We start from the raw sequence: 20,715 nt of genomic DNA on the forward strand, positions 1-20,715 counted from the left end.
ACCCGGCGCTCCCGAGTTTGCAACCAGATGACGGAATCCGCTATTGGCATACAGGTGTCTGGTGTTCTGTCGTGTGCTATTCCGTTCCGCCGGCCGGCCCCGCCCCGGACCCACGGCTGCCCGTGACCGTGCGGTCCGCCGACGGGCGGTCCGCGACGGTCCGCGCGGCCCGGCGGATCGTGCCGCTCAGCGGCTCCCTCGCGGAACTCGTCTTCAGCCTCGGACTCGGCGACCGGGTCGTCGCCCGCGACATCACCACCACCTTCGAACAGGCCCGGAAACTCCCGGTCGTGACCCGCGCGCACGACGTCTCGGCGGAGAGCGTGCTCTCCCTGAAGCCCGACGTGGTGCTCGCCGAGACGACCACCGGCCCGGCTGAGGCCGTCGACCGGATCCGGGACGCGGGAGTCCCGGTCGTGGTCGTCGCCCCCGCCACCTCCCTCGCGTCGGTGGGGGAGCGGATCACCGCGGTCGCCGCGGCGCTCGGTGTCCGCCAGGCCGGGGACGCGCTCGCCTCCCGTACCGAGCAGCGCGTGAAGGCGGCGCGCTCCGGCGTCCCGAGGCGCGGCGACCGGCCCCGGGTGGCCTTCCTCTACCTGCGCGGCTCGGCCTCCGTCTACCTCCTCGGCGGCGCCAAGTCGGGAGCCGGTTCGCTCATCGAGGCGGCCGGTGGCGTGGACGCCGGCAAGGCGTCCGGCCTGACGAAGGACTTCACGCCCCTCACCAGCGAGGCGCTGGTCAAGGCGGCGCCGGACGTCCTCCTGGTCATGACCAAGGGGCTCGCATCCGTCGGCGGCGTGGACGGACTGGTGAAACTCCCCGGCGTCGCCGAGACCCCCGCCGGAATGGACCGCCGGGTGGTCGCCGTCGACGACGGCGTCCTGCTCAGCTACGGCCCGCGCACCGACCGGGCGCTCCGCACGCTCGCGGACGGCATCCACGCCGGGGGGAAGTGACGTGTCACCGCTGCCCGCCGCCGAACCGGCTTCCGACGCGAGGGCCGACGAAGCCCCCCTTACGCCGCACGGTCCGGCCCGGCGCCGCCGGACCGTCCCGCTCACCGCGGCGCTGACCGCCGCCCTGCTCCTGGCCTGCCTCCTGTCCGCCGGGCTCGGTGCCTACGACATCCCGCTGTCCGACGTCCTCGGCTCCGTGCTGCACCGGCTGGGCCTCGGCGGCGCCGCGCTGGACCGGGTGGGCGAGAGCGTGCTGTGGAACGTGCGGCTGCCGCGCGTCGTGCTCGCCCTGCTGGTCGGCGCCTCCCTCGGGTGCGCGGGCACGCTGATGCAGGGAGTCTTCGGCAACCCGCTCGCCGAACCCGCCGTCATCGGCCTGTCCCCGGGCGCGGCGGTCGGCGCGGTCGGCGCGATCAGCCTCAACCTCACCTTCCTGGGCACCTGGACGGTCACCGCCTGCGCCTTCGTCACCGGACTGCTGACCGTGGCCACCGTCTACGTGCTCTCCCGCGCCGACGGCCGCAGCGAACCGGTGACGTTGCTCCTCACCGGCATCGCCGTCAACGCCCTCGCCGGCGCCCTCATCGGCCTGTTCGTCTTCCTCGCCGACAACGCCCAGATCAGCCAGATCACCTTCTGGCAGCTCGGTTCGCTCTCCCAGGCCACCTGGCCCAAGGTGCTCGCCGTCCTGCCCTGCGCCCTCGCCGGGCTCGCCCTGGCCCCGCTGTCCGCGCGCTCACTGGACCTGCTCTCCTTGGGCGAGCGGTCCGCCCGCCACCTCGGCGTGGACGTCGAGCGCCTCCGGATGCGCCTGATCCTGCTCGTCGCCCTGCTCACCGCCGCCGCGGTGGCGGTCGCCGGCGTCATCGGCTTCGTCGGCCTCCTCGTCCCCCACCTGCTGCGCATCGTGGCCGGGCCCGGCCACCGCTTCCTCGTGCCCGCCGGCGCGCTCGGCGGCGCCCTGATCCTGGTCACCGCCGACCTCGCGGCCCGCACCCTCGCACAGCCCGCCGAACTCCCCCTCGGCGTCCTCACCGCCCTCGCGGGTAGCCCCCTCTTCTTCTGGCTGCTGCGCCGGTCCCGGCGGCGGTCAGGGGGGTGGGCGTGAGCGCCCCTAGCGGGGAGACGGCGTGCGGACGCGGCCCCGGGACACCGAACGCCCCGTCAGTTCCCGCCCTCCTGCCGACTAGGCACCGCCGCGCGCCAGGAGGCGTGCCCTGGCACCGTCGGGCACCAGGGGGCGTGCCTCGGTGCCGCCCCACCCCAGGAGGCACGCCCCCGCACCACCCCACCCCAGGAGGCCAACCATGCTCGGCAAGCTGCTCGCCCGGCGCGCCCGCGAGGTACCCGCCCCGCCCGTCCCGGGCCAGGCGTACGCCGAAGCCGACGGCGTCACCGTCCGGTACGGACCCGCGACCGTACTGGACGGGGTGAGCCTGACGGCCCCGGCGGGAGAGGTGCTCGCGCTGGTGGGGCCCAACGGGGCCGGGAAGTCGACCCTGTTGGCGGCGCTCGCCGGCGACCTCGCCCTCGCGGCGGGCGGCGTCCGCGTGGCCGGCCGCCCGTCCACCGCCTGGTCCGCCGCCGAGCTGGCGCGGCGCCGGGCCGTGCTGCCGCAGAGCGCCGCCCTCGCCTTCCCCTTCGCGGTCGAGGAGGTGGTCCGGATGGGCCGCGCCCCCTGGGCCGGCACCCCGGCCGAGGCGCGGGACGATCAGGCGGTGGCCGCCGCGATGCGGGCCACCGATGTCACACGCTTCGCCGGCCGGCCCTTCCCGGCGCTCTCCGGCGGCGAGCGGGCCCGCGTCGCGCTCGCCCGCGTCCTCGCCCAGGAGACCGCCCTGCTCCTGCTCGACGAGCCCACCGCCGCACTCGACCTGCGCCACCAGGAACTCGTCCTGCGTATCTGCCGCGAGCGCGCGGCGGCCGGCACCGCCGTCGTGATCGTCCTGCACGACCTCGGTCTGGCCGCGGCGTACGCGGACCGGGTGGCCGTCCTGCACGCCGGACGCCGGGCCGCCCACGGCCCACCCGCCGACGTCCTGACGGCCGATCTCCTCAGCCGGGTCTACCGCCAGCCCGTCGAAGTGCTCGCCCATCCGCGGACGGGCACCCCGTTGGTGGTGCCGCTGCGGGACGTCGGCGGCGGGTGAAGGAGAGGGGGCGGGGCCGGGGGCATGGCGGGCCGGGGGACCGCCCCGGCCGCCCCGTCGGCCATCGCCCGGTCGTCACCGCCTCCGCACCCGGTGCCGCACCCGTCCCCACGTCCCACCCGGCCCTCACACACCCCCTGTTCGAGGGCGAACAGCCGGAGCAGCGCGTGGAAGCGGTACTCCCGGGGCGCGGGGGAGTCCAGGAGCCGGGCGTCCACCAGCCGTTCCAGGACCCGTTCGGCGCGGGCCTCGGGCAGGTCCAGCACCCCGGCCGCCTGCCGCAGGGTCAGGCCGCCGCCGTCGTGCCGCGCGAGCAGCGGCAGCGCGGACGCCGCGGCGTGGTCGTCGGCGGCAGCGCCGTGCAGCGCCGCGTCGTACGCCTGCCGGAAGGCGTCGCGCACGCGCAGGTCGTCGCAGGCGAGTTCGTCCAGCCGCTGCCGGGCGTCGGCCAGCCGGTCCGCGAGCGCCCGGACCGGCCACCCCGGGCGGGCCGCCAGCCGGGCGCCCGCGACCCGCAGCGCCAAGGGGAGCCCGCCGCAGTGCCGGACGATCGCCTCGGCCGCCCGCCGCTCCCCGGACAGCCGGTCCGTGCCGCCGAACGCACCGAGCAGCTCCAAGGCGTCGGGGTCCGGCAGCGTGCCGACGCGCACGTGCTCCACGCCGTCGACGGTGGCCAGGACCCGGCGGCTGGCGACCAGGACGACGCTGCCCGGCGCCGCCGGCAGCAACGGCCGCACCTGCGCGGCGTCGTGCGCGTTGTCCAGCACCACCAGCAGCCGGCGGCCCGCGGCCAGGGCGCGGTAACACGCCCCGGCCTCCGCCGCGCTCCCGGGCGGCACGGCCGGTCCGCCCAGAGCCCGCAGGAACCGCGCGAGCACCACGGCCGGCGGCATCGGCCGCCCGCCGGGCCCGCGCAGGTCCGCGTACAACTGCCCGTCGGGGAAGCGGTCGGCCAGCCGGTGCGCGGCGTGCACGGCCAGCGCCGACGTGCCGACGCCGGCCGGCCCGTCCAGCGCCACGATCACGGCCCTTCCGGACGGCGCCGACGGACGAGGCGACAGCAGACGGGCCAACTGCCGCTCGCGCCCGATGAGGACGGGGACGTCCGGCGGCAGCTCGCGCGGCACCGGCGGACGGACCGGCCGGTCACCGCCGACCGGGCCCCGGCCCCGGCGCCGCTCCTCCACGCGGTCGCGCGCCGTGGCCAGCGCGCCCTGCTCCACGCCGGACGCCCCGAGCAGGCGCACCAGCACGTCGAACCGGTCGGTCGGCGGCAGCGTCTTGCCCGCGAAGTAGTCACCGATCACCCCGTGCGCCCATCCCGTCGTGGCCGCCAGCTCCCGGTAGGTGAGCGGCGCGTCCCCTTTCTGCCGGGCCTGCCGCCGGCGCAGATGGCGTAGCGCGGCGGCCAGTTCCGCCAGGCTGTCAATCCCGTTCGCGCCCTTTCGGGCCGCGTCGTCGACGGATTTCCGCATTCCCCGTTCCATGCCCCCGTGTCCCTCTGTCCGGGCCGATCCGGAGCCGTCCGGTCGAGGCCGTTCCGCGCGGTCGCACGGAAAGGCGGCTGCGAATATCGGTTCGGTCAACGACCTCACCGATCAGACGGTTTCCCCTCGGCAGACTTCCCCGGTATTCGTATGCCGCCGGGACGATGGATGCCGGTCGCGGGAAATCCTCGCAGGAGGTATTTCACGATGAGCTTGATCTGCAATCAGCCGCGGCAGCCGGGCAACGGCACCAACTCCGTCCGCGACATGTACGAGCGGGTGGACGCGCCGATCGCCACCGGCTCCGCCCACCTCATGCGGGCCGGCGCCGAACTCCACCTCATCCTGGCCGACCTGGAGATGAACGACCCGGCCCAGGCCGCGATGCGGGTGACCAGCGTGTCCGCCGCCGTGCACGCGGCCCTGGCGGAGTACGAGGAGTCCCACCGCGTCGCGGGCGAGCTGGGCTTCTACTCCGTCCACGACACGCTGCTGAAGACCGCGGGCGGCGGCTCCTTCCAGGTGCGCGCCATCCTCGACGAGGCCCACGAGAAGGGCCTCGTCGACCTCGACGAGGCGTCCGTGGCAGCGCTCGGCGAGCGGTACGTCACCGGCGGCGACGAGAAGGTGTTCACCGAATTCATCGCGGAACTGCGCGTTTTCTCCACGGAAATCGACAATTTCGCCCGCGCCACCACCACCGTGGACGACAGCACCTGGCGGGAATTCCCCTGGAAGGCGATCACGCACTTCGACCGCATCCGGGTCCAGGGCCAGGCCATCGCCATCGTCAACATTCTCGGCACGGCCCACGTGACCGTCGCCGTCCAGGCGTAAAGGAGGACAGAAGAATGAGCGCGAACTGCAACAAGGCATTCCAGCTGAGCCTTGAGTCGCTGCGCGACAAGAAGAGGCTCTCGCGGAACGCGGGCCTGGCGCTGCTCGGCGCCGGAAGTGATCTGTACAAGGCGCTGGAACTCGCCGAACGCGGCGACGGCGCCGCCGCCGCACGGGTGTACGTCGTCTCCGCCCAGGCCAAGCTGGGCGGCGCCCGCGGCCTGCTGGAGGACGTCCTCGCCATCCTGGCCACCGGCACCCTCCGCGCGGGCCTGCCCGCCTGGTACCGGAACCTGGACTACGACCGGCTGTACCGCACCGGTGTCGAGCAGGGCGCCCTGCCGCACGGCTCGGAGGTCTGGCAGGAGATCACCGGCGTCCTGGCGCAGTCGGGCCCGCTGGCCCTCACCGAGGAGTTCCGCGCCCGCGTCGCGTACACCGCCGACCTGGCGAGCGAGTGGCTGGGCACGGCGTCCGACGCCGGTTCGGCGCCCGGCCTCCTGCGCCTGGTCACGGCCGTCTCCGACCTGACCGCCTTCGCGCGGTACGTCGGTTACGTCAACGACGTGGAGCCGCTGGACGCCCACTGGCTGCGCCCGGCACCCGCCGGCGACGCCGCGTAAGAACCCCTGCCCCCGGCCGAGCGACCGCTCGGCGACTGTCGGCCGGGGGACGAGAGCGCCGACCTCGGTCGGCGCTCTCGTGCTGCGCGGGCCCTTCGGCACGGCGGCCCCGGCAACCGGCGGGCACACACCCTCCCCGTTCACGCCGGGGATCAACCCCCGCGTCCCACCGCCGCGTCACTCACCCCACAGGGGCCGACCGCGCCCCGTGAGTGACCGGAGGCAGCACCGATGACCCAGCGCGCCACCCGCACCGCGATACTCGCCCTGGCGGTGACCGCCGTGGTGGGGACCGCCACCGTCCCCGCCGCCCACGCGTCCGCCGTCCCCGCCGGGAGCGGCACCCGGAGCGCGGCGATGGCCCCCGCGCACGACCGCGCGGCCGGGCACGCGGCCACGCTGACCGCGCTGCGGCAGGTCGTGGAGGCCGGGCGGCTGCCCGGCGTGGCGGCCGAGGTGCGGCACGGCAAGGAGCAGTGGTTCGCGTCCGCCGGTTTCGCGGACACCGCCACCGGGCGCCGGCGCTCGGCCGGCGAGCACTTCCGGGCGGCCAGCATCACCAAGCCCTTCCTCGCGACCGTCCTGCTCCAACTGGAGGAGGAGGGCAGGCTCAGCCTGGCCGACACCGTCGAGAAATGGCTGCCCGGCGTGGTGCGGGGCAACGGCAACGACGGCCGCAAGGTCACCCTGCGGAGCCTGCTGAACCACACCAGCGGCCTGTACAACCACACCGAGGACGAGGCCTTCCGGCGCAACGCCTCGGGCATCGGCTTCCTGGAGCACCGCTACGACACCCACACGCCCGAAGAGCTGGTGGCCCTCGCGATGACGCGCTCGCCGAAGCCCGACCCGGAAGAGGAACCGCCGTACTACTCCAACACCAACTTCGTCCTCGCCGGCATGGTCGTCGAGAAGGTGACGGGACGCTCCTACGCCCAGGAGGTCACCCGCCGCGTCATCAAGCCGCTGCGACTGCGCGGGACATCGTTCCCGGGCACCTCGCCGTGGATGCCCGCCCCGCACCCCGTCGGCTACTCCACCCTCAACGACAAGACTCCCGGCGCGCCGGTCCACGACGCCACCGAGCAGAACATGACCTGGCTGAGCGCGGCGGGCGACATGATCTCCACCCTCGGCGACATCAACCGCTTCCACCGCGCCCTGCTCAAGGGCGAACTGCTCTCCCGTCCCCAGGTCGCCAAGATGCTGGACGCGGTGCCCACCGGCGACGGGCCCGGGTACGGCCTCGGGGTCGAAACCGTCGAGCTGTCGTGCGGGAAGACGGTGGTGGGCAAGACCGGCCGCACCAACGGCTCGCTGTCCGCGGTGGCCGGCACGGTGGACGGCGACCACCAGCTGACGTTCAACATCAACGGCGACTGGCTGCCGGACCCGTCGGTCTACACGAACGTGATCGAGGCGGAGTTCTGCGGGAGGATCCCGGCGCGGGAGGGGCGGCCCGGGGTGACGAGCGCGTCGGCCGGGGGCGTGGGCCGGTAGGTCCGGTACGGAGGGGAGGCCCGCAAGGGCGTCCCCCTCGGCGGGGCTGGTTTCTGGAGCGCTCGGGCAGGTTCAGACTCCGCCTGTTGGAGTGCTCGGAGCGGTTCAGATCCCGCCTGTCGGAGTGCTCGGGCAGGTCCGACTCCGCCCGTTGGAGTGCTCGGACCGGCCCAGACTCCGCCCGTTGGGGTTTTCGGACCGGCCCAGACCCCGCCCGCCCCTCACCGATAAGCCCGCGCCTGCACCCCGTACATCGAGGCGTACAGCCCGCCCCGTGCCATCAGTTCGCGGTGGCTGCCCAGCTCCGCCACCCTGCCCCGGTCCAGGACGACGATGAGGTCGGCGGCCCGGACGGTCGAGAAGCGGTGCGAGACCAGCAGGGTGATCGCGCCGGAGGCCGCGCCGTTCGCCCGGTGGGCCGCCGCGGTCAGCCGCTCGAACAGGGCGTGCTCGGTCTCCGCGTCCAGGGACGCCGTCGGCTCGTCCAGTACCAGCAGCAGCGGCCGGGTGCGCATCAACGCCCGCGCCAGCGCGAGTTTCTGCCACTGCCCACCGGACAGGTCGACGCCGTCCGGCCACTGCCGGCCCAACTGGGTCGCCAGGCCGCCCGGCAGACCGGCGGGCAGGTCGGCCGCGCCCGCCCGCGCCAGCGCGGACCGCACCGCCGCGCGGTCGTCGAGGCGGGGCACGTCGCCCACCCCGACCGTCTCGCCCGCCGGCAGTTCGAATCGGACGAAGTCCTGGAACCCGGCGCTGAGCCGGGCCCGCCACAGCGCCGGATCGAAGGCCGCCAGCCCGACGCCGTCGGCCAGGACGCGGCCCCGCGTCGGCTCGTACATCCGGCACAGCAGCTTGACGAGCGTGGTCTTGCCCGAACCGTTCTCGCCGACCAGCGCCACCACGCCCCCGGCGGGCAGCCGCAACGTGACGTCGCGCAGCACCGGGGAGGACGTGCCGGGGTAGCGGAAGGAGAGGCCGTCGAGGCTGATCCCGTGGCGCAGCGCGTCCGGGACCCGTGCCGTCGCGGCGGCCGGGCGGGCCCGCCGGGCGTACGCGCGCAGCCAGCGGAACCGCTCCGCGCCGCGCAGCAGGTCCGCGACCACGCCCGTGGTCGCCACCAGCCCCGCCACATGGCCCACGAACCGGCCCGCGAGCAGCACCGCGAGCAGGACGGAGCCCAGGCTCACCGACCCCCGGGCGGCGAGCACGGCCGCGACGCCGACGGCCCCGAGCAGGCTCGCGGTGTTCAGCATCCCGGCGGCGCCGCCGATGGCCGCGACCCGCCACTCGGCCCGGGTCAGCACCGTGTCGGCCCGGTCGCGCGCCGCCCGGTGCCGCCGCCGCAGCGCGGGCCCGGCGCCGAACAGCCGCAGTTCCATGCCGGCGGCGGGAGAGGCGGCCAGCCGGGCGAGGTGACCGGCGAGCCGGTGGTCCGCGGCCGACTCCTCCTGGGCCCGGGCGGTGACCTTGCGCGCGGCCACCTGGAGGCGCAGGGCCACCACGCCGACCAGCGGCAGCGCGAGCAGCGCGGGGTGCACCAAGGACAGCAGGACGGCGGTCACCAGGAAGCCGCCGAGGTCCTCCAGCAGGTTCAGCAGCCAGTTCAGCAGCCCGCCCATGGCCAGGATCCGGGCCCGCAGCAGGTGCAGCCGGTCCTGGAACGCGGGCGACTCGTGGTGCGTCAGCCCGTGGATCCCCGCCGAAAGCCGGGCCAGCCGCCGGTCGAAGGCGAAGCCCACCCGCTCGCTGAGGCCGATCCGCGCGGTCACGCCGGCGAGCTGCACCGCCTGCCCCACTCCCAGGGTCGCGACCAGCAGCAGCGCGGCGGTCAACGTCGTCCCGAGCGCCTGGTGCGCGGCGCCGTCGGTCATCGACCGCAGCCACAGCGCCTGGAGCGCCCCGAGCCCGGCGGCGGCCGGGACCAGCAGCAGCCCCAGGACCGCCAGCCCCTTCGACTCCCGGAAGGAACCCGCCAGGACGGTACCGAGCGCCGCCAGCACCCCACCGACGCGCCGGGCCCGCGGCTCGTCCTCCTCGGACACATCGCCTTCGCTGCTCGCTCCGCCCGCTTCGTCGTCCGCGTCGTCCTCGTCGCGCTCGGGGGCGCCGCGGGCTCCGGCCGTACGAGGCGTGCCCTCACCGAAGGCGTCCACCCCGGCGAGGTGGTCCGCCGCGTCGTCCTCATCGTCCTGGAACCGTGCGGCCTGAAGCCGGTACATCCGCGCGTACCGACCGCCCTGGGCCATCAACCGCGCGTGCGAACCGGCCTCGACGACGCGCCCGCGGTCCAGGACGTAGATGAGGTCCGCCCGGCGCACACCCGAGAAGCGGTGCGAGACCAGCAGCGTCGTGCTGCCGCGCGTCACACCCAGGAACCGTTCGAAGAACTCCGCCTCGGCACGCGCGTCCAGGTGCGCGGTCGGCTCGTCCAGGACGAGCACCGCGCCGTCGCGGGCCGCGTGCAGCGCCCGGGCGAGCGCCACCTTCTGCCACTGGCCGCCGGACAGGTCCGTCCCGCCCTCGTACTGGCGCGACAGCACCGTCTCCCAGCCCCGCCCGAGCAGCCCAGGCAGCGCCTCGGCACCCGCCAGGGACAAGGCCCGCTCGCGCGCCGTCCGGGCGTGCTGGTCGTCCCGATCGTCATGGTCGTGCGCCGTGGACGGCGCGTCCGGTGCGATGTTCTCGCGCAGGGAGAGCGGATATTTGATGAAATCCTGCAACAGCGGTGCCAATTGACGTCGCCATGACGTGGGCTCGTAGGCGCGGACGTCGGTCCCGTCCGCGGTGATCCGCCCGCCGTCGGGCTCGTACAGCCGGGCCAGCAGCTTGACCAGGGTGGTCTTCCCCGCGCCGTTGGCCCCCACCAGGGCGACGGAGGACCCCGCCGGAATGCGCAGGCTCAGGCCGTCCACCACCTTCCGGCCGGTCCCCGGGTAGGTGAAAGTCAGCGAATCGACGAAGATCTCCCGGCGTATGGGCGGCGCTTGGGCGGCACCGTCCGCGTCGGCGTCGTTCTTCTCAAGGAGCCGCGTCTCGGCACCGTTCTCCGCACGGGGCCCCGCATCGGTGCCGCTCTCCACAACGGGCCCCGTCTCGCCGGCGAGTGCCGTGCGGCTGCGTCGCTCCAGGCCGGTGAGGGACCGCAGGCCCAGCAGGGCGCTGCGCGTCAGGTAGTCCGCGTCCCCGACCCAGGCCAGTGCGGGGAGGGCGATCGCCGCCTGGACGACGACCACCAGGTGGGACAGGTCCAGTGCGCCGCGGGCGGCGGTCAGCGCGGCCCAGCCCAGCACCGCCGCCTCGGCCAGGAGCACGACGGACACCGTGCCGTACGCGCGGCCCGTCGCCCGCCGCCGGGCCGCCCACACGCCCCGCATCCCCGCGTGCCAGGTGCCGCTCATCCGGTCGGCCAACCAGGTGCCGAGCCCGAACAGCCGCACCTCCTTGGCCGGTTCCGGGTCGATCGCCAGGCTCCGGTAGTAGCCCGCCCGCCGGATCACCCCGCCGGCCTCGGCCATGGTGCCGTGCACGCTGTGCGCCATGCCCAGGTACGCGCGGTAGGTCAGCACCGCGGACAGGCCCAGCAGGACCGGCGCCCACCAGGCGAACGACGCCAGCAGGCAGGCCAGGCCCACCGCCTGGAGCCGGGGCCGGACCACGTCGGGCAGCAGGTCCGCGAGCGCGTCCGGGCGGGTCTCGGGATCGGTGGCCAGGCGCAGGGTGTCCGCGTACCCCGGGTCTTCCAGGTGCCCGATCCCCGAGGGCGCCAGCGCGGCGGCCATCACGCGTTCGTCGGCCCGCCGCGCGGCGCGCAGCCGCAGCGCGGCCGTCAGGCCCCTCTCCAGCGCCGCCAGCACCGTCTGGGCCACGGCCACCGCGCCGAACGCCACGAGCGTCAGCAGCAGGTGCCGCCCGGCACCGGAACCGAGCCCCGCGTCCACCGCCGCCGGCAACGCCCCCACCACCAGCCCCGTCGTCACCACGAGCCCCGTCGCCGTGACCGCGCCCCCGGCCACCGTCACGGCGAGCGCGAGCGTGAGGGGCCGCGAGGCGGACCAGAGCAGTCCCACGGCCGCCCCTGCGCCGACGTGTTCCGCCCGACGTCCCTTCGTCATGCCGCTGACCTCCAGAGCCGGGTGAGGGAGGGGATGGCGCCGATGCTCACACAAGGGCGACCGGCGGGCCCGTGGCCCCGGTCGCGGCCGGGCGGCATCGGACACGGGGGACGCACATGGGGGAGGAGGGGGCGGCAAGCCGGGGCTTTCCAGGGGCACGCGCCGGTGTACGCCAAGGGTTTACGGGCATGGCACCGGGCGTCTCGAAGTCGCATCGCGACGCGGGAGGCCGGACCTTTGGCGGAGCACGTCACCCGTCGCCGAACTCCCCGCCCGGGGACCCCGGATACGCCTTCAAGATCCCCCTCTATGCTTCTACAAGCATGTAGTAGAAACATGCGCGAGGGCGTCCGGACGTTCCGGGCGCCTTCGGGAGCCCGGCAGAGCCGCGGCACCCGCACCGGAACACTCGTACATGAAGGAGTGAACGCCACGATGGTGTTCAAACGGCTGCTCGGCTCCCTCGGCGTGGGCGGGCCCACGGTGGACACGGTTCTGGACCCCGGCGCGGTACAGCCGGGCGGGAGCCTGTCGGGACAGGTGCACCTCCAGGGCGGCGGCGCGGCCTTCGACATCGAGCACATCGGCCTCGAACTGGTCGCCCGCGTCGAGGCCGAGCACGAGCACGGGGAGAGCGAAGGCACCGTCGTCTTCGAACGGTTCGTCGTCGGCGGCGGATTCCGCCTGGGCGAGGGCGAGCGGCGCAGCGTCCCGTTCCGGATCGCGCTGCCGTGGGAGACGCCCATCACCGAGCTGTACGGGCAGGGGCTGGGCATCGTCCTGGGCGTGCGGACCGAACTCGCGGTGTCCGGTGCCAAGGACAAGGGCGACCTCGACCCGCTCGCGGTGCGCCCGCTGCCCGTCCAGGAGGCCGTCCTCGAAGCCTTCGGCCAGCTCGGCTTCGGCTTCAAGTCCGCCGACCTCGAATACGGCCGGATCGCCGGTACGGGCCAGCAGCTGCCCTTCTACCAGGAGATCGAACTCACTCCCGCACCGAAGTACGCCCACGCGGTCAACGAGATCGAGGTGTCCTTCCTCGCCCACCCCGGCGGCATGGAGGTCGTCCTGGAGGCCGACAAGCGCGGCGGGATGTTCTCCGCCGGACAGGACGTCCTCAGCCGCCACACCGTCAGCCACCAGGACGCCCAGCGGCTCGACTGGAACGCGGAGGTGGACGGCTGGCTGTACCAGCTCGTCGAGCGCCACACCTCCCACGCGGGCCACATTCCCCACGGAAGCCCCGCCCCCTACGGGCACGGGGACCCGCACTACGCAGGTCAGCCGCACGGAGCTCCGTACGCCCCCGCTCCCGCGTACGGCGACCCCCACGCCCCGGGGTACGGGCACGGCGGTCACGCGCCGCACCACGACGACCACCACCACGAGGGCCGCCGCTCGGGCCCCGGCATGGGGACCGCGATCGCCGCGGGCGCGGCGGGCCTGGCCGTGGGCGTCGTCGGCGGCATGGTCGCGGCGGAGGTCGTCGACGAGGTCGGAGACTTCTTCGAGGGGGACGAGGACGAGGAGAGCTGAGCCGGCAGCGGGACGGCGGGGGCGGGCATCCGATAGCGCAGGGGGACCGTGACTGCCGGGCTGCTCCCTGCCGTCTCGGGTGACCCGCGCTCCCTGCCGTGCCGTTCTCCACGGGCCCGGTCCGCTCCCGCGGCCGGGCCCGGTTCCTTTTTCCGGACCGGTGCCCAGGACGGACTCGAATTCCCACCGGCCCCCGGAGCGCTTCGAGTGGCGCACACAAGCCCCTCGAAACCCGCCCGGAAACCCCGCTTCACCATCGCTTTTCCCTCCGTTCACCATCTCGGGAAAAGTACGGAATCTTCCCTCCGGGCACACAACTCACCACCGGATTCCCGTGTCCAACCAGGCGTTCGGCGCACCGGCAGCCACGTCCGGATCCGCCTGCGCCGACCTTGACCAGTCATGGAGTCCAGGTGCGCACACGCCCACGCGCGGCACGGATCGCCGCAGCCGCCGCCCTCGCCCTCACCACAGTCGCCGGAGCGCTGCCCGCCCAGGCCGCCTCCCGGACCGTCGGCGAAACCCGCGAACCCCACGAGAAGTTCGCCTTCGAGTCGTTCACCACCAGTTCCCGCACCACCGACTACGCCCACCGCGCGGTGGACCTCGCCGGGGTGCTCGTCCACGCCGGCACCAACGAGCCGGTGGCCGACGCCGAGGTCGATCTCTTCGCGGACTTCGTCTTCTCGACCTGGAACCCGTGGGGCGATCACCTGCCGCCCGACTGGTCCCGTCGGGTCGGCCTGGGCACCGTGCGGACCGATGCCCACGGCCGGTTCGCCCTGCCCCGCGCGGTCATCGACCACAAGGGCCTGACCAGCGACGACCTCTACCTGTTCACCGGCACCGTCGAACTGAGCGCCGTCTACGACGCGGACGACGACGAACAGACCGCACCGGACGCCCGGAGCGCACTGACCCTCCGGACCAAGCGGGAACAGACCCACCTCACCGTCGAGACGGACCGCCCCCGGGTGCACGTCGGCGACTCCTTCACCATCACCGGGAAGGTGAGCGTCCCCGCCGGATTCGGTCCGCCGACCGGCACACCGGTGCTGTTCCGCTTCTACTACGAGAACATCCACACCGCGCGAACCACCGCGGACGACGACGGCTACTTCAAGCTGAAGTACAAGGTCAAAGCCGGTGACGGTGGTTTCGTCGCATTCACCGCCCCCCGTGACCTCTACCTGGCGGGGGACAGCAAGCCGGTGCCCACCGAGGTCCCCGTGCCGGAGTGGATCGACGCCATCACCGCCACGACGGACCGGAACCGCCAGGCCACGGTCACCGGGCACATGACCGACTGCCCGAGCCCGCGCCCGCGTCGGGTGGCCCTGCGGTTCGCCAAGGAGGGCAGCCGCGCCTGGCGCACCGTCGCCACCGTCACCCCGACGGCCGGTGGTTGGCTCAAGGCCCGCCACCAGGGCGGCAACGGCCGCTACCAGTGGAAGCACGCGGAGACCGACCACTGCTCGGAAGCCGCCTCGGCCACCGCGGCCGTGCACCGCACCGAGACCCGGCTGCCCGGCTTCCACGGCACCCCGCAACGCCCGCGCGAGGGACGCTCGCTGGTCCTCACCGGCACCCTCCAGCAGCACCTGAACAGCGGCTGGAAGACCTACGCCCGCCGCCCGGTGGAAATCTGGTACCGGCCGGCGGGCAGCAGGACCTGGGCACGCAAGGCCGTGGTCACCACCGACAGCCGCGGCACCTACCGCAAGACGTTCACCGCGGGGAAGGACGGCTGGTGGAAGGCCGTCCACGTGGGCGACGGCACCCACTACAGCACCACCAGCGCGACCGACTGGATCGACGTCCGCTGACCTGGAGTCGGTGTTTCGTGCGACAGGGGCGGTGCGGTGGTGCACGCCGCCGTACCGCCCCCGGCGCGGTTCTGGGGCTGCACCGACGCGCGGTGACCACGATCGCTCCCCGGCCGGTGGGCCCCGTTCCTCACCGCCCGCCCGGCGCACCGACCCGGGACGTCAGCCCCTCCGGGCTGCTCAGCAGCAACGAGCGGCGACCCGCGTCCGTCGACCGGGTGGTAAGACCCTCGCCGCGCGTGCGGACACGAGCGGCGAGGGCGTCGAGGTCGTCCACGGCGAGAACGAGTTCCCGCTGGCTCGTTACGCGTTACTCGTTTTCGCCGCACTGCGGCGTCTTGCGTCTTGCGTCTCCGGTTTCGTCACTTCGTCGTCTCTTCTGGTTCGCGGATCGTGCTATCGGCCGACCGGACGGCCGCGCGAACGGATTTCGGCGGGGTGGGGGAGACGAATGGTGCCGTCGTCCCGCTGCCGTGCGGGAGACGCGACGCGTTCGCGGGCGAGGGGGACAGGGGCGGCCGGGCCCGTCGGTGTCCCGGGAAACCGTCAGGGCGGATGGGATGTGTGCTGGTCAGCGCGCGGGACGTCCCATGAGTGCGTCATTGTGACGGCAGCCCTGGCCCTGTGGGCCGTGTGCCCCGCAGTGTCGATGGCGGAAGCCGGGCGGTGCCGAGCTCCGCACCGCCCCCTCGTCCGCACCTTGGGAAAGGACCTCGGGTCATGATGAACGCGACACGCAAGCGCCTCGCCTCGGCCGCCGTCGTGGCAGCCGTCAGTGGCGGGCTGGCCCTCCCGGCCGTACCCGCGATGGCCGCGCCGGCGACCGCCCCCGTTCACACGTCGGCCGTGGCCAAGGTGGAGATGCGGGGCACCGCTCCGGCGTGCGTCCGCCGGGACGTCATCAAGCACCGGAACACGGTGACGGTCGGCAACAACTGCCGGGTGACCATGCACTTGAAGGTCGTCATCAAGCACGGCCCCGACTCCAGGTGCCTGACCTACCAGCCCGGCGAGGCGTGGACGTGGAAGTGGCCCTTCGGCTCGTACGGCAAGGTCGTCACCTGCTGACCCGGTCTGGAGGGCGTGACGGCCTTCGGGGTGACCGGAGCGCGGTACGGCGGGGCCCGGTGACGCCGGAGGACGGCGTGGCACGGCCCGCCGGGGCCGGGCCGGGGCGTGGCGAACGACCGTGACAAGCGGGCGGGGCGGCCGCTCCCCGGCCCCGCCGTCCAGGGACGACCTCGCCCTCGTCAGCCGTGCCTTCGCGGGCCTTACGCCTCGGCGCCCCGCACCGCCGCCGGGTCGAGGAACGCTTCGAGCATCGGCAGGAGGAGGTCGGTCCGGCGCAGCAGTTCCATGTGGGTCGTCGCGGGGAGCACGCCGAGCCGTGCGTCGGGGATGAGGCCGTGCATCTCCGCCGCGTGCTCCAGCCGGACGAAGTCGGTGTCGCCGACCAGGAGGAGCGTCGGCGCGGTGACGGCGGCCAGCGCCTCGGCGGGCCAGCCCTCGAAAGTGCCGACGACGGAGGACAGTTTGTCGGCGAAGACCTGGAAGTGACCGGGGTCGGGGGCGACGCGTACGTAGGCGTCGTGCATGTCCTGGAAGTCCTGCTCGGTCGGCATCCGCCGGGAACCGGGAGGCGTCCGGGCATCGAAGATCTCGGCGTGATAGCCGTCGTGCCGGTAGTGCGTGGACCCCAGGACGAGCCGGTCCACCCGCTCCGGCCGGGCGATCGCCAACTGGAGCGCCACGAGCCCGCCCAGGCTGTACCCGAACACGTCGGCGCGCGCTATCCCGAGGTGATCCAGCAGGGCGGCGACGTCGTCGGCGAAGTGCTCCGGGCTCGGTGTCCGGTCGATGTCGGCGGTACGGCCGTGGCCCTGCAACTCCACGGCGATCACCTGCCGGCGCGCCGCCAGCGCTGGGATCAGGCCGCCGAACGACTCGATGGTGAGCAGGCCGCCGTGCAACAAGACCAGCGGCCGGCCCTCGCCGTACGTCTGGTAGTACATCTCCAGTGCGCCGACCCGCGCGTATCCGGCCGATGGCGGAGGCGTGATGGTGCTGCTGACGTCGCTCAACGTGCTCTCCCAGCTCTGCTGCTCCGGCGGCGGTGCCCAGGGCGGGCACCTCCCGATGAACGCTGTCGTGGCCGACCGGCCGAACCGACGGTTCGCCCACTCGTGCGCACTACTTCGGGAGAGTAGTGCCGGGGTCTGACAACGGCCGGAGGATCGCGGTGGCATGCGTTCCGTCGACGGCGGGAACACCCGGGCCGTCCCTTTCGGCTCCGGCCGGCCATGCCGGTCCCGGACGGGAGACTTCCCTGACCCGTGATCACCGCCCGTGATCTACTGCCGGCCATGCCCTTACTGATGCTGGATCTCGACAACACGCTGATCGACCGCGACGCGGCCTTCCGCGGCGCCGTCACCGCGTTTCTCGCCAGGCACGACCTGCCCGCCGCCGATCTCCTCTGGGTGATGACCACCGACGCGAGTGGTCTGGCCGCCCGCCACAAGGTCGCCGCGGCCATGGCCGACCGGTACGGGAACACGGTGCCCGCCGCCGCGATCCATGCCCTGCTGGACCAAGGCGGCGTCGATCACGTGACGCTGGCGGACTCCACCCGCGAGGCGCTGGGCAAAGCCCGGGCCGACGGCTGGACCTGTGTAATCGTCACCAATGGCCGCACCGCCCAGCAGGAAGCCAAGATCCGCCACACCGGACTCGACCACCTCGTGCAGGGCTGGGCGATCTCCGAGCAGGTCGGCCACCGGAAGCCCGAGCCGGAGATCTTCCACGTTGCCGCCGATGACGTCGCAGCGCCCCTCACCGGCGCGTGGGTCATCGGCGATTCGCCGCAGGCCGACATCGCCGGCGCGGGCGCGCTCGGCCTGCGCAGCGTCTGGGTCGCGAACGGGCGCCCGTGGGGCCAGGCCCCTCACCAGCCCACCCATGTCACCGGGGACGTCGCCGCCGCGATCTCCTATGTCGTCGACGTGGCGACGACCGGACGGCGGTAGATCTGCCGAGAGCCGCCCTCCGGGCCCGGGTCGGTGGCTTCGGCGGGGGCGAAGCCGAGGCGCTCGTAGAAGACCCGGGCGCCGCTGGTGACGGCTCCGGGGTGGTCGGCCCCGAAGGTGACGACTTCGAGGGTGCCGGGGCCCCGGACGAATCTGCGCGTCGCGTCGTCCAGCAGCGCGCGGCCGACGCCCCGTCCCCGGGCGCGCTCCGAGACGACGAGCCAGTGGACGTGGTAGGTCGGGGGCTCGGCGCCGAACAGCAGCCCGCCGAGGATGTCCCGGTCCGGGGACACGGCGAGGAGCGCGGTGGACCGTGCGAGGTGTTCGTGCAGGGCGTCGTGGAACCCGGGTTCGTCCACCATGGGGCCGAACCAGTGCTCGACCTCGGCGGCCAGGGAGAGGAAGCCGGGGAAGTCCTGCTGCTGCGCGAGCCTGATGATCATGCGGTCAGTGTGACAGGGGCCGGGCGAGGGGGATCGGCCGCGGACCCGCCACACCCTGGCGGCACGCCCCGTGCTCCCCACGCGTCACCCGGCTTCCTGATGCGTGGTCTCCCAGCCTGCTTCCCGACACGTCACGCGGTCTCCCGACCCGCCTCCCCACGCGTCACCAGGCATCCCGGCCCGCCGCCGTCACCCGCACCTGCCCGTCCGTCAAGGTCATCCGTCCGCCGTGGCCGCACCGCACGATCCGGTCGCCCAGGCCGCCGCGCTCGGCCTCGGCGAGGAAGGCGGACAGGGGCGAGGTCATCACCGGGTAGTCGCCGTAATGGACCGGCAGGACCAGGCGCGGGCGCAGCCGGCGGACGAGTTCCGTGCCCTGGGCGCCGTCCATCGTCACCAGGAAGCCACCGGGCAGGCGGGTCCCGCCGAGGTGCAGCACGGCGAGGTCGGTGTCGGGGTAGCGGCGGGCGATCTCGTCGATGCCGTCGAACAGGAGGGTGTCCCCGGAGACGTACAGGCGCAGCCGGGCCGGTCCGCCGACGGGGCCGAACTCCAGCAGGCTGCCCATCACCGGCGGGAGCAGGCGCCGCAGCAGCGGGCCGCACGCGTGGCGGCCGGGCAGCGCGGTGACGCGGACCTGCGTGTCGCCGCGGATGAGGGTGTGCTCCTGCCAGGTGCGCAGGCCCGTCGCGCGGTGGAAGCCGTGCAGGCCCTGGAGGCGGCGCGCGGCGTGCGGGGTGGTGATCAGCGGCAGCGACCGGCCCAGGTGGCGGCGGGCGACTCGGTCCCAGTGGTCGCCGTGCAGGTGGGAGAGGAGCACCGCGTCCAGGTCGGCGGGCAGTTCCCGCACGTCGAGGGCCGGTTCGGTGAGCCGCTTGCTGACGAGGCCGTAGCCGAGGTAGGCGTGCTGGCCCCGGTGGAGGAAGTTGGGGTCGGTGAGCAGAGTGACGTCGCCGTAGCGGAGCAGGACGGTCGCGTTGCCGATGAAGTGGGCGTCCAGTGAGGTGCCGGAGTGGTCGGGCATGGTGACTCTTTCGCGCCGTGGCGACGGGCGCCGGGAGCGGATCTCGTACGGCCATCTCAGCGGGTGGACACCCGCGGCCCGCCGGATTGGCGCGCTGGTGGGCGCGGCGCGCGGGCGGCGGGGGCGACCGGTGGCGGCTTGTTCGACTGCCTGCGATCATGTCGGCGCTTGATCATCGGATGTGAAGGGGAGACGACCGCCGTCCCGGAGCCCCCGGGCCCTCCGATCTCGCGAATGACCGGAACAGACCCATGTCTTGAAAGGCAGGACAGAGATGACGACGGGTTCCACCGTGAGGTTCCCCTCCGGCGCCAAGGTGCCGGCCCTGGGACAGGGCACCTGGCACATGGGGGACGACCCCGCGCGGCGCGCACAAGAACTCGCCGCCCTCCGCCGGGGACTCGACCTGGGCATGACGCTGATCGACACGGCGGAGATGTACGGCGACGGCGCCGCCGAGGACCTGGTCGGCGAGGCCATCCGCGGCCGGTGGGACGAGGTGTTCCTCGTCAGCAAGGTGCTGCCGTACCACGCCGACCGGCGCGGCACCGTCCGCGCCTGCCAGGAGAGCCTGCGCCGGCTGGGCACCGACCGCATCGACCTGTACCTGCTGCACTGGCGGGGCTCCGTGCCGCTCGCCGAGACGGTCGAGGCCCTGGAGTCCCTGGTCGCCGACGGCAGCGTCGGAGCGTGGGGCGTCAGCAACCTGGACGTCGCGGACCTGAACGAACTCCCCGGACGCGCCCGTCCCGACACCGACCAGGTGCTCTACAACCTGACCCGGCGCGGCCCCGAGTACGACCTTTTCCCCCACCTCCGGGAGCGCGGGGTGCCGATCATGGCCTATTCGCCGCTCGAACAGGCCCGGGTACTGGGTCACGGGGCACTGGGCGACGTGGCCGCCGCGCACGGTTGCACGCCCGCGCAGGTGGCGCTCGCCTGGGTGCTGCGCCACCCCGACGTCATCGCCATCCCCCAGGCGTCCTCGGTGGCGCACGTGGAGGACAACCACGCGGCCCTGTCCCTGCGCCTGACCGACGAGGACCTGCGCGCCCTCGACGCCGCCTTCCCGCCGCCGACCCGGAAGCGGTCGCTGGAAATGCTCTGATACGGGGCGGGGCGGGGAGGCGTCTTCCGCGTGGCCTCCCTGCCCTCCCGGGGCTCTGGCCCTGCTCTTGCGTCTCCCCCTTGGATCAGC

At 73.9% G+C, this 20,715-nt stretch carries 15 protein-coding genes and 1 pseudogene; 11 read left to right on the top strand and 5 right to left on the bottom strand.

Going from position 1 to position 20,715, the window contains the following annotated elements; all coding sequences use genetic code 11:
* Nucleotides 1-110: 110 nt before the first annotated feature.
* The 3 genes and pseudogenes from ABZX96_RS31335 to ABZX96_RS31345 all read left to right on the top strand — a co-directional run.
* A pseudogene (locus ABZX96_RS31335) lies at nt 111-956 on the top strand (ABC transporter substrate-binding protein); the annotation flags it as partial.
* Between the two features lies 1 nt (nt 957).
* Nucleotides 958-2,064 carry an iron ABC transporter permease gene (locus tag ABZX96_RS31340; protein WP_355550915.1) on the top strand — a complete coding sequence of 369 codons (1,107 nt, stop codon included), beginning with the start codon at nt 958-960 and terminating at the stop codon, nt 2,062-2,064.
* A 199-nt stretch (nt 2,065-2,263) separates the two neighbouring features.
* The gene (locus tag ABZX96_RS31345) at nt 2,264-3,106 is read left to right on the top strand and encodes a heme ABC transporter ATP-binding protein (RefSeq protein ID WP_355550917.1); all 843 of its coding nucleotides are present in this window, start codon (nt 2,264-2,266) and stop codon (nt 3,104-3,106) included.
* Here the strand turns inward: ABZX96_RS31345 and ABZX96_RS31350 are convergent.
* Nucleotides 3,022-4,581: an NB-ARC domain-containing protein gene (locus ABZX96_RS31350; RefSeq protein ID WP_355550918.1), complete on the bottom strand. Its 1,560-nt coding sequence runs from the start codon at nt 4,579-4,581 to the stop codon at nt 3,022-3,024. The two genes, ABZX96_RS31345 and ABZX96_RS31350, sit on opposite strands and share 85 nt — an antisense overlap.
* 219 nt (nt 4,582-4,800) lie before the next feature.
* Between ABZX96_RS31350 and ABZX96_RS31355 the strand changes: the two genes are divergently transcribed.
* The 3 genes from ABZX96_RS31355 (at nt 4,801) to ABZX96_RS31365 (ending at nt 7,553) form a co-directional block, all read left to right on the top strand.
* Nucleotides 4,801-5,430, top strand: a complete 630-nt coding sequence (locus ABZX96_RS31355; RefSeq protein WP_355550920.1) for a hypothetical protein — start codon at nt 4,801-4,803, stop codon at nt 5,428-5,430.
* Nucleotides 5,431-5,444: 14 nt separating this feature from the next.
* On the top strand, nt 5,445-6,053 hold the full coding sequence (locus tag ABZX96_RS31360) for a hypothetical protein (protein WP_355550922.1): 609 nt from the start codon (nt 5,445-5,447) through the stop codon (nt 6,051-6,053).
* 231 nt (nt 6,054-6,284) lie between these two features.
* Complete coding sequence (locus tag ABZX96_RS31365) at nt 6,285-7,553, top strand: serine hydrolase domain-containing protein (RefSeq protein ID WP_355550923.1); 1,269 nt, start codon at nt 6,285-6,287, stop codon at nt 7,551-7,553.
* 221 nt (nt 7,554-7,774) lie between these two features.
* On the opposite strand, the gene ABZX96_RS31370 is transcribed toward ABZX96_RS31365, so the two are convergent.
* Nucleotides 7,775-11,665, bottom strand: coding sequence for an ABC transporter ATP-binding protein (locus tag ABZX96_RS31370; protein ID WP_355550924.1), 3,891 nt, complete (start codon nt 11,663-11,665; stop codon nt 7,775-7,777).
* 435 nt (nt 11,666-12,100) lie between these two features.
* Between ABZX96_RS31370 and ABZX96_RS31375 the strand changes: the two genes are divergently transcribed.
* The 3 genes from ABZX96_RS31375 (at nt 12,101) to ABZX96_RS31385 (ending at nt 16,092) form a co-directional block, all read left to right on the top strand.
* On the top strand, nt 12,101-13,198 hold the full coding sequence (locus ABZX96_RS31375) for a sporulation protein (RefSeq protein WP_355550926.1): 1,098 nt from the start codon (nt 12,101-12,103) through the stop codon (nt 13,196-13,198).
* A gap of 413 nt (nt 13,199-13,611) precedes the next feature.
* On the top strand, nt 13,612-15,024 hold the full coding sequence (locus ABZX96_RS31380; protein ID WP_355550928.1) for a hypothetical protein: 1,413 nt from the start codon (nt 13,612-13,614) through the stop codon (nt 15,022-15,024).
* Nucleotides 15,025-15,744: 720 nt separating this feature from the next.
* Nucleotides 15,745-16,092, top strand: a complete 348-nt coding sequence (locus ABZX96_RS31385; RefSeq protein WP_355550930.1) for a hypothetical protein — start codon at nt 15,745-15,747, stop codon at nt 16,090-16,092.
* A 203-nt stretch (nt 16,093-16,295) separates the two neighbouring features.
* Here the strand turns inward: ABZX96_RS31385 and ABZX96_RS31390 are convergent, their stop codons facing one another.
* Nucleotides 16,296-17,105, bottom strand: a complete 810-nt coding sequence (locus ABZX96_RS31390; RefSeq protein ID WP_355550932.1) for an alpha/beta fold hydrolase — start codon at nt 17,103-17,105, stop codon at nt 16,296-16,298.
* A gap of 252 nt (nt 17,106-17,357) precedes the next feature.
* On the opposite strand from ABZX96_RS31390, the gene ABZX96_RS31395 reads away from it, so the two are divergent.
* Entirely contained in the window at nt 17,358-18,050 is a 693-nt protein-coding gene (locus ABZX96_RS31395) for an HAD family hydrolase (RefSeq protein ID WP_355550934.1), read from the top strand.
* Here the strand turns inward: ABZX96_RS31395 and ABZX96_RS31400 are convergent.
* Entirely contained in the window at nt 18,014-18,493 is a 480-nt protein-coding gene (locus tag ABZX96_RS31400) for a GNAT family N-acetyltransferase (protein ID WP_355550935.1), read from the bottom strand. The two genes, ABZX96_RS31395 and ABZX96_RS31400, sit on opposite strands and share 37 nt — an antisense overlap.
* A 163-nt stretch (nt 18,494-18,656) precedes the next feature.
* The gene (locus ABZX96_RS31405; RefSeq protein ID WP_355550937.1) at nt 18,657-19,517 is read right to left on the bottom strand and encodes an MBL fold metallo-hydrolase; all 861 of its coding nucleotides are present in this window, start codon (nt 19,515-19,517) and stop codon (nt 18,657-18,659) included.
* A gap of 274 nt (nt 19,518-19,791) precedes the next feature.
* Between ABZX96_RS31405 and ABZX96_RS31410 the strand changes: the two genes are divergently transcribed.
* Nucleotides 19,792-20,625 carry an aldo/keto reductase gene (locus tag ABZX96_RS31410; protein WP_355550939.1) on the top strand — a complete coding sequence of 278 codons (834 nt, stop codon included), beginning with the start codon at nt 19,792-19,794 and terminating at the stop codon, nt 20,623-20,625.
* The last annotated feature ends 90 nt before the right edge of the window (nt 20,626-20,715 follow it).

The organism is Streptomyces sp. NPDC003077 (assembly GCF_040611095.1).
GTDB lineage: Bacteria > Actinomycetota > Actinomycetes > Streptomycetales > Streptomycetaceae > Streptomyces.

Excerpts from the sequence above, each read along its gene's own strand:
- ABZX96_RS31370 (WP_355550924.1), bottom strand. The coding sequence starts at position 11,665 with ATGACGAAGGGACGTCGGGCGGAACACGTCGGCGCAGGGGCGGCCGTG.
- ABZX96_RS31350 (WP_355550918.1), bottom strand. The coding sequence starts at position 4,581 with ATGCGGAAATCCGTCGACGACGCGGCCCGAAAGGGCGCGAACGGGATT.
- ABZX96_RS31400 (WP_355550935.1), bottom strand. The coding sequence starts at position 18,493 with ATGATCATCAGGCTCGCGCAGCAGCAGGACTTCCCCGGCTTCCTCTCC.
- ABZX96_RS31385 (WP_355550930.1), top strand. The coding sequence starts at position 15,745 with ATGATGAACGCGACACGCAAGCGCCTCGCCTCGGCCGCCGTCGTGGCA.
- ABZX96_RS31355 (WP_355550920.1), top strand. The coding sequence starts at position 4,801 with ATGAGCTTGATCTGCAATCAGCCGCGGCAGCCGGGCAACGGCACCAAC.
- ABZX96_RS31410 (WP_355550939.1), top strand. The coding sequence starts at position 19,792 with ATGACGACGGGTTCCACCGTGAGGTTCCCCTCCGGCGCCAAGGTGCCG.
- ABZX96_RS31375 (WP_355550926.1), top strand. The coding sequence starts at position 12,101 with ATGGTGTTCAAACGGCTGCTCGGCTCCCTCGGCGTGGGCGGGCCCACG.
- ABZX96_RS31405 (WP_355550937.1), bottom strand. The coding sequence starts at position 19,517 with ATGCCCGACCACTCCGGCACCTCACTGGACGCCCACTTCATCGGCAAC.
- ABZX96_RS31360 (WP_355550922.1), top strand. The coding sequence starts at position 5,445 with ATGAGCGCGAACTGCAACAAGGCATTCCAGCTGAGCCTTGAGTCGCTG.
- ABZX96_RS31365 (WP_355550923.1), top strand. The coding sequence starts at position 6,285 with ATGACCCAGCGCGCCACCCGCACCGCGATACTCGCCCTGGCGGTGACC.
- ABZX96_RS31345 (WP_355550917.1), top strand. The coding sequence starts at position 2,264 with ATGCTCGGCAAGCTGCTCGCCCGGCGCGCCCGCGAGGTACCCGCCCCG.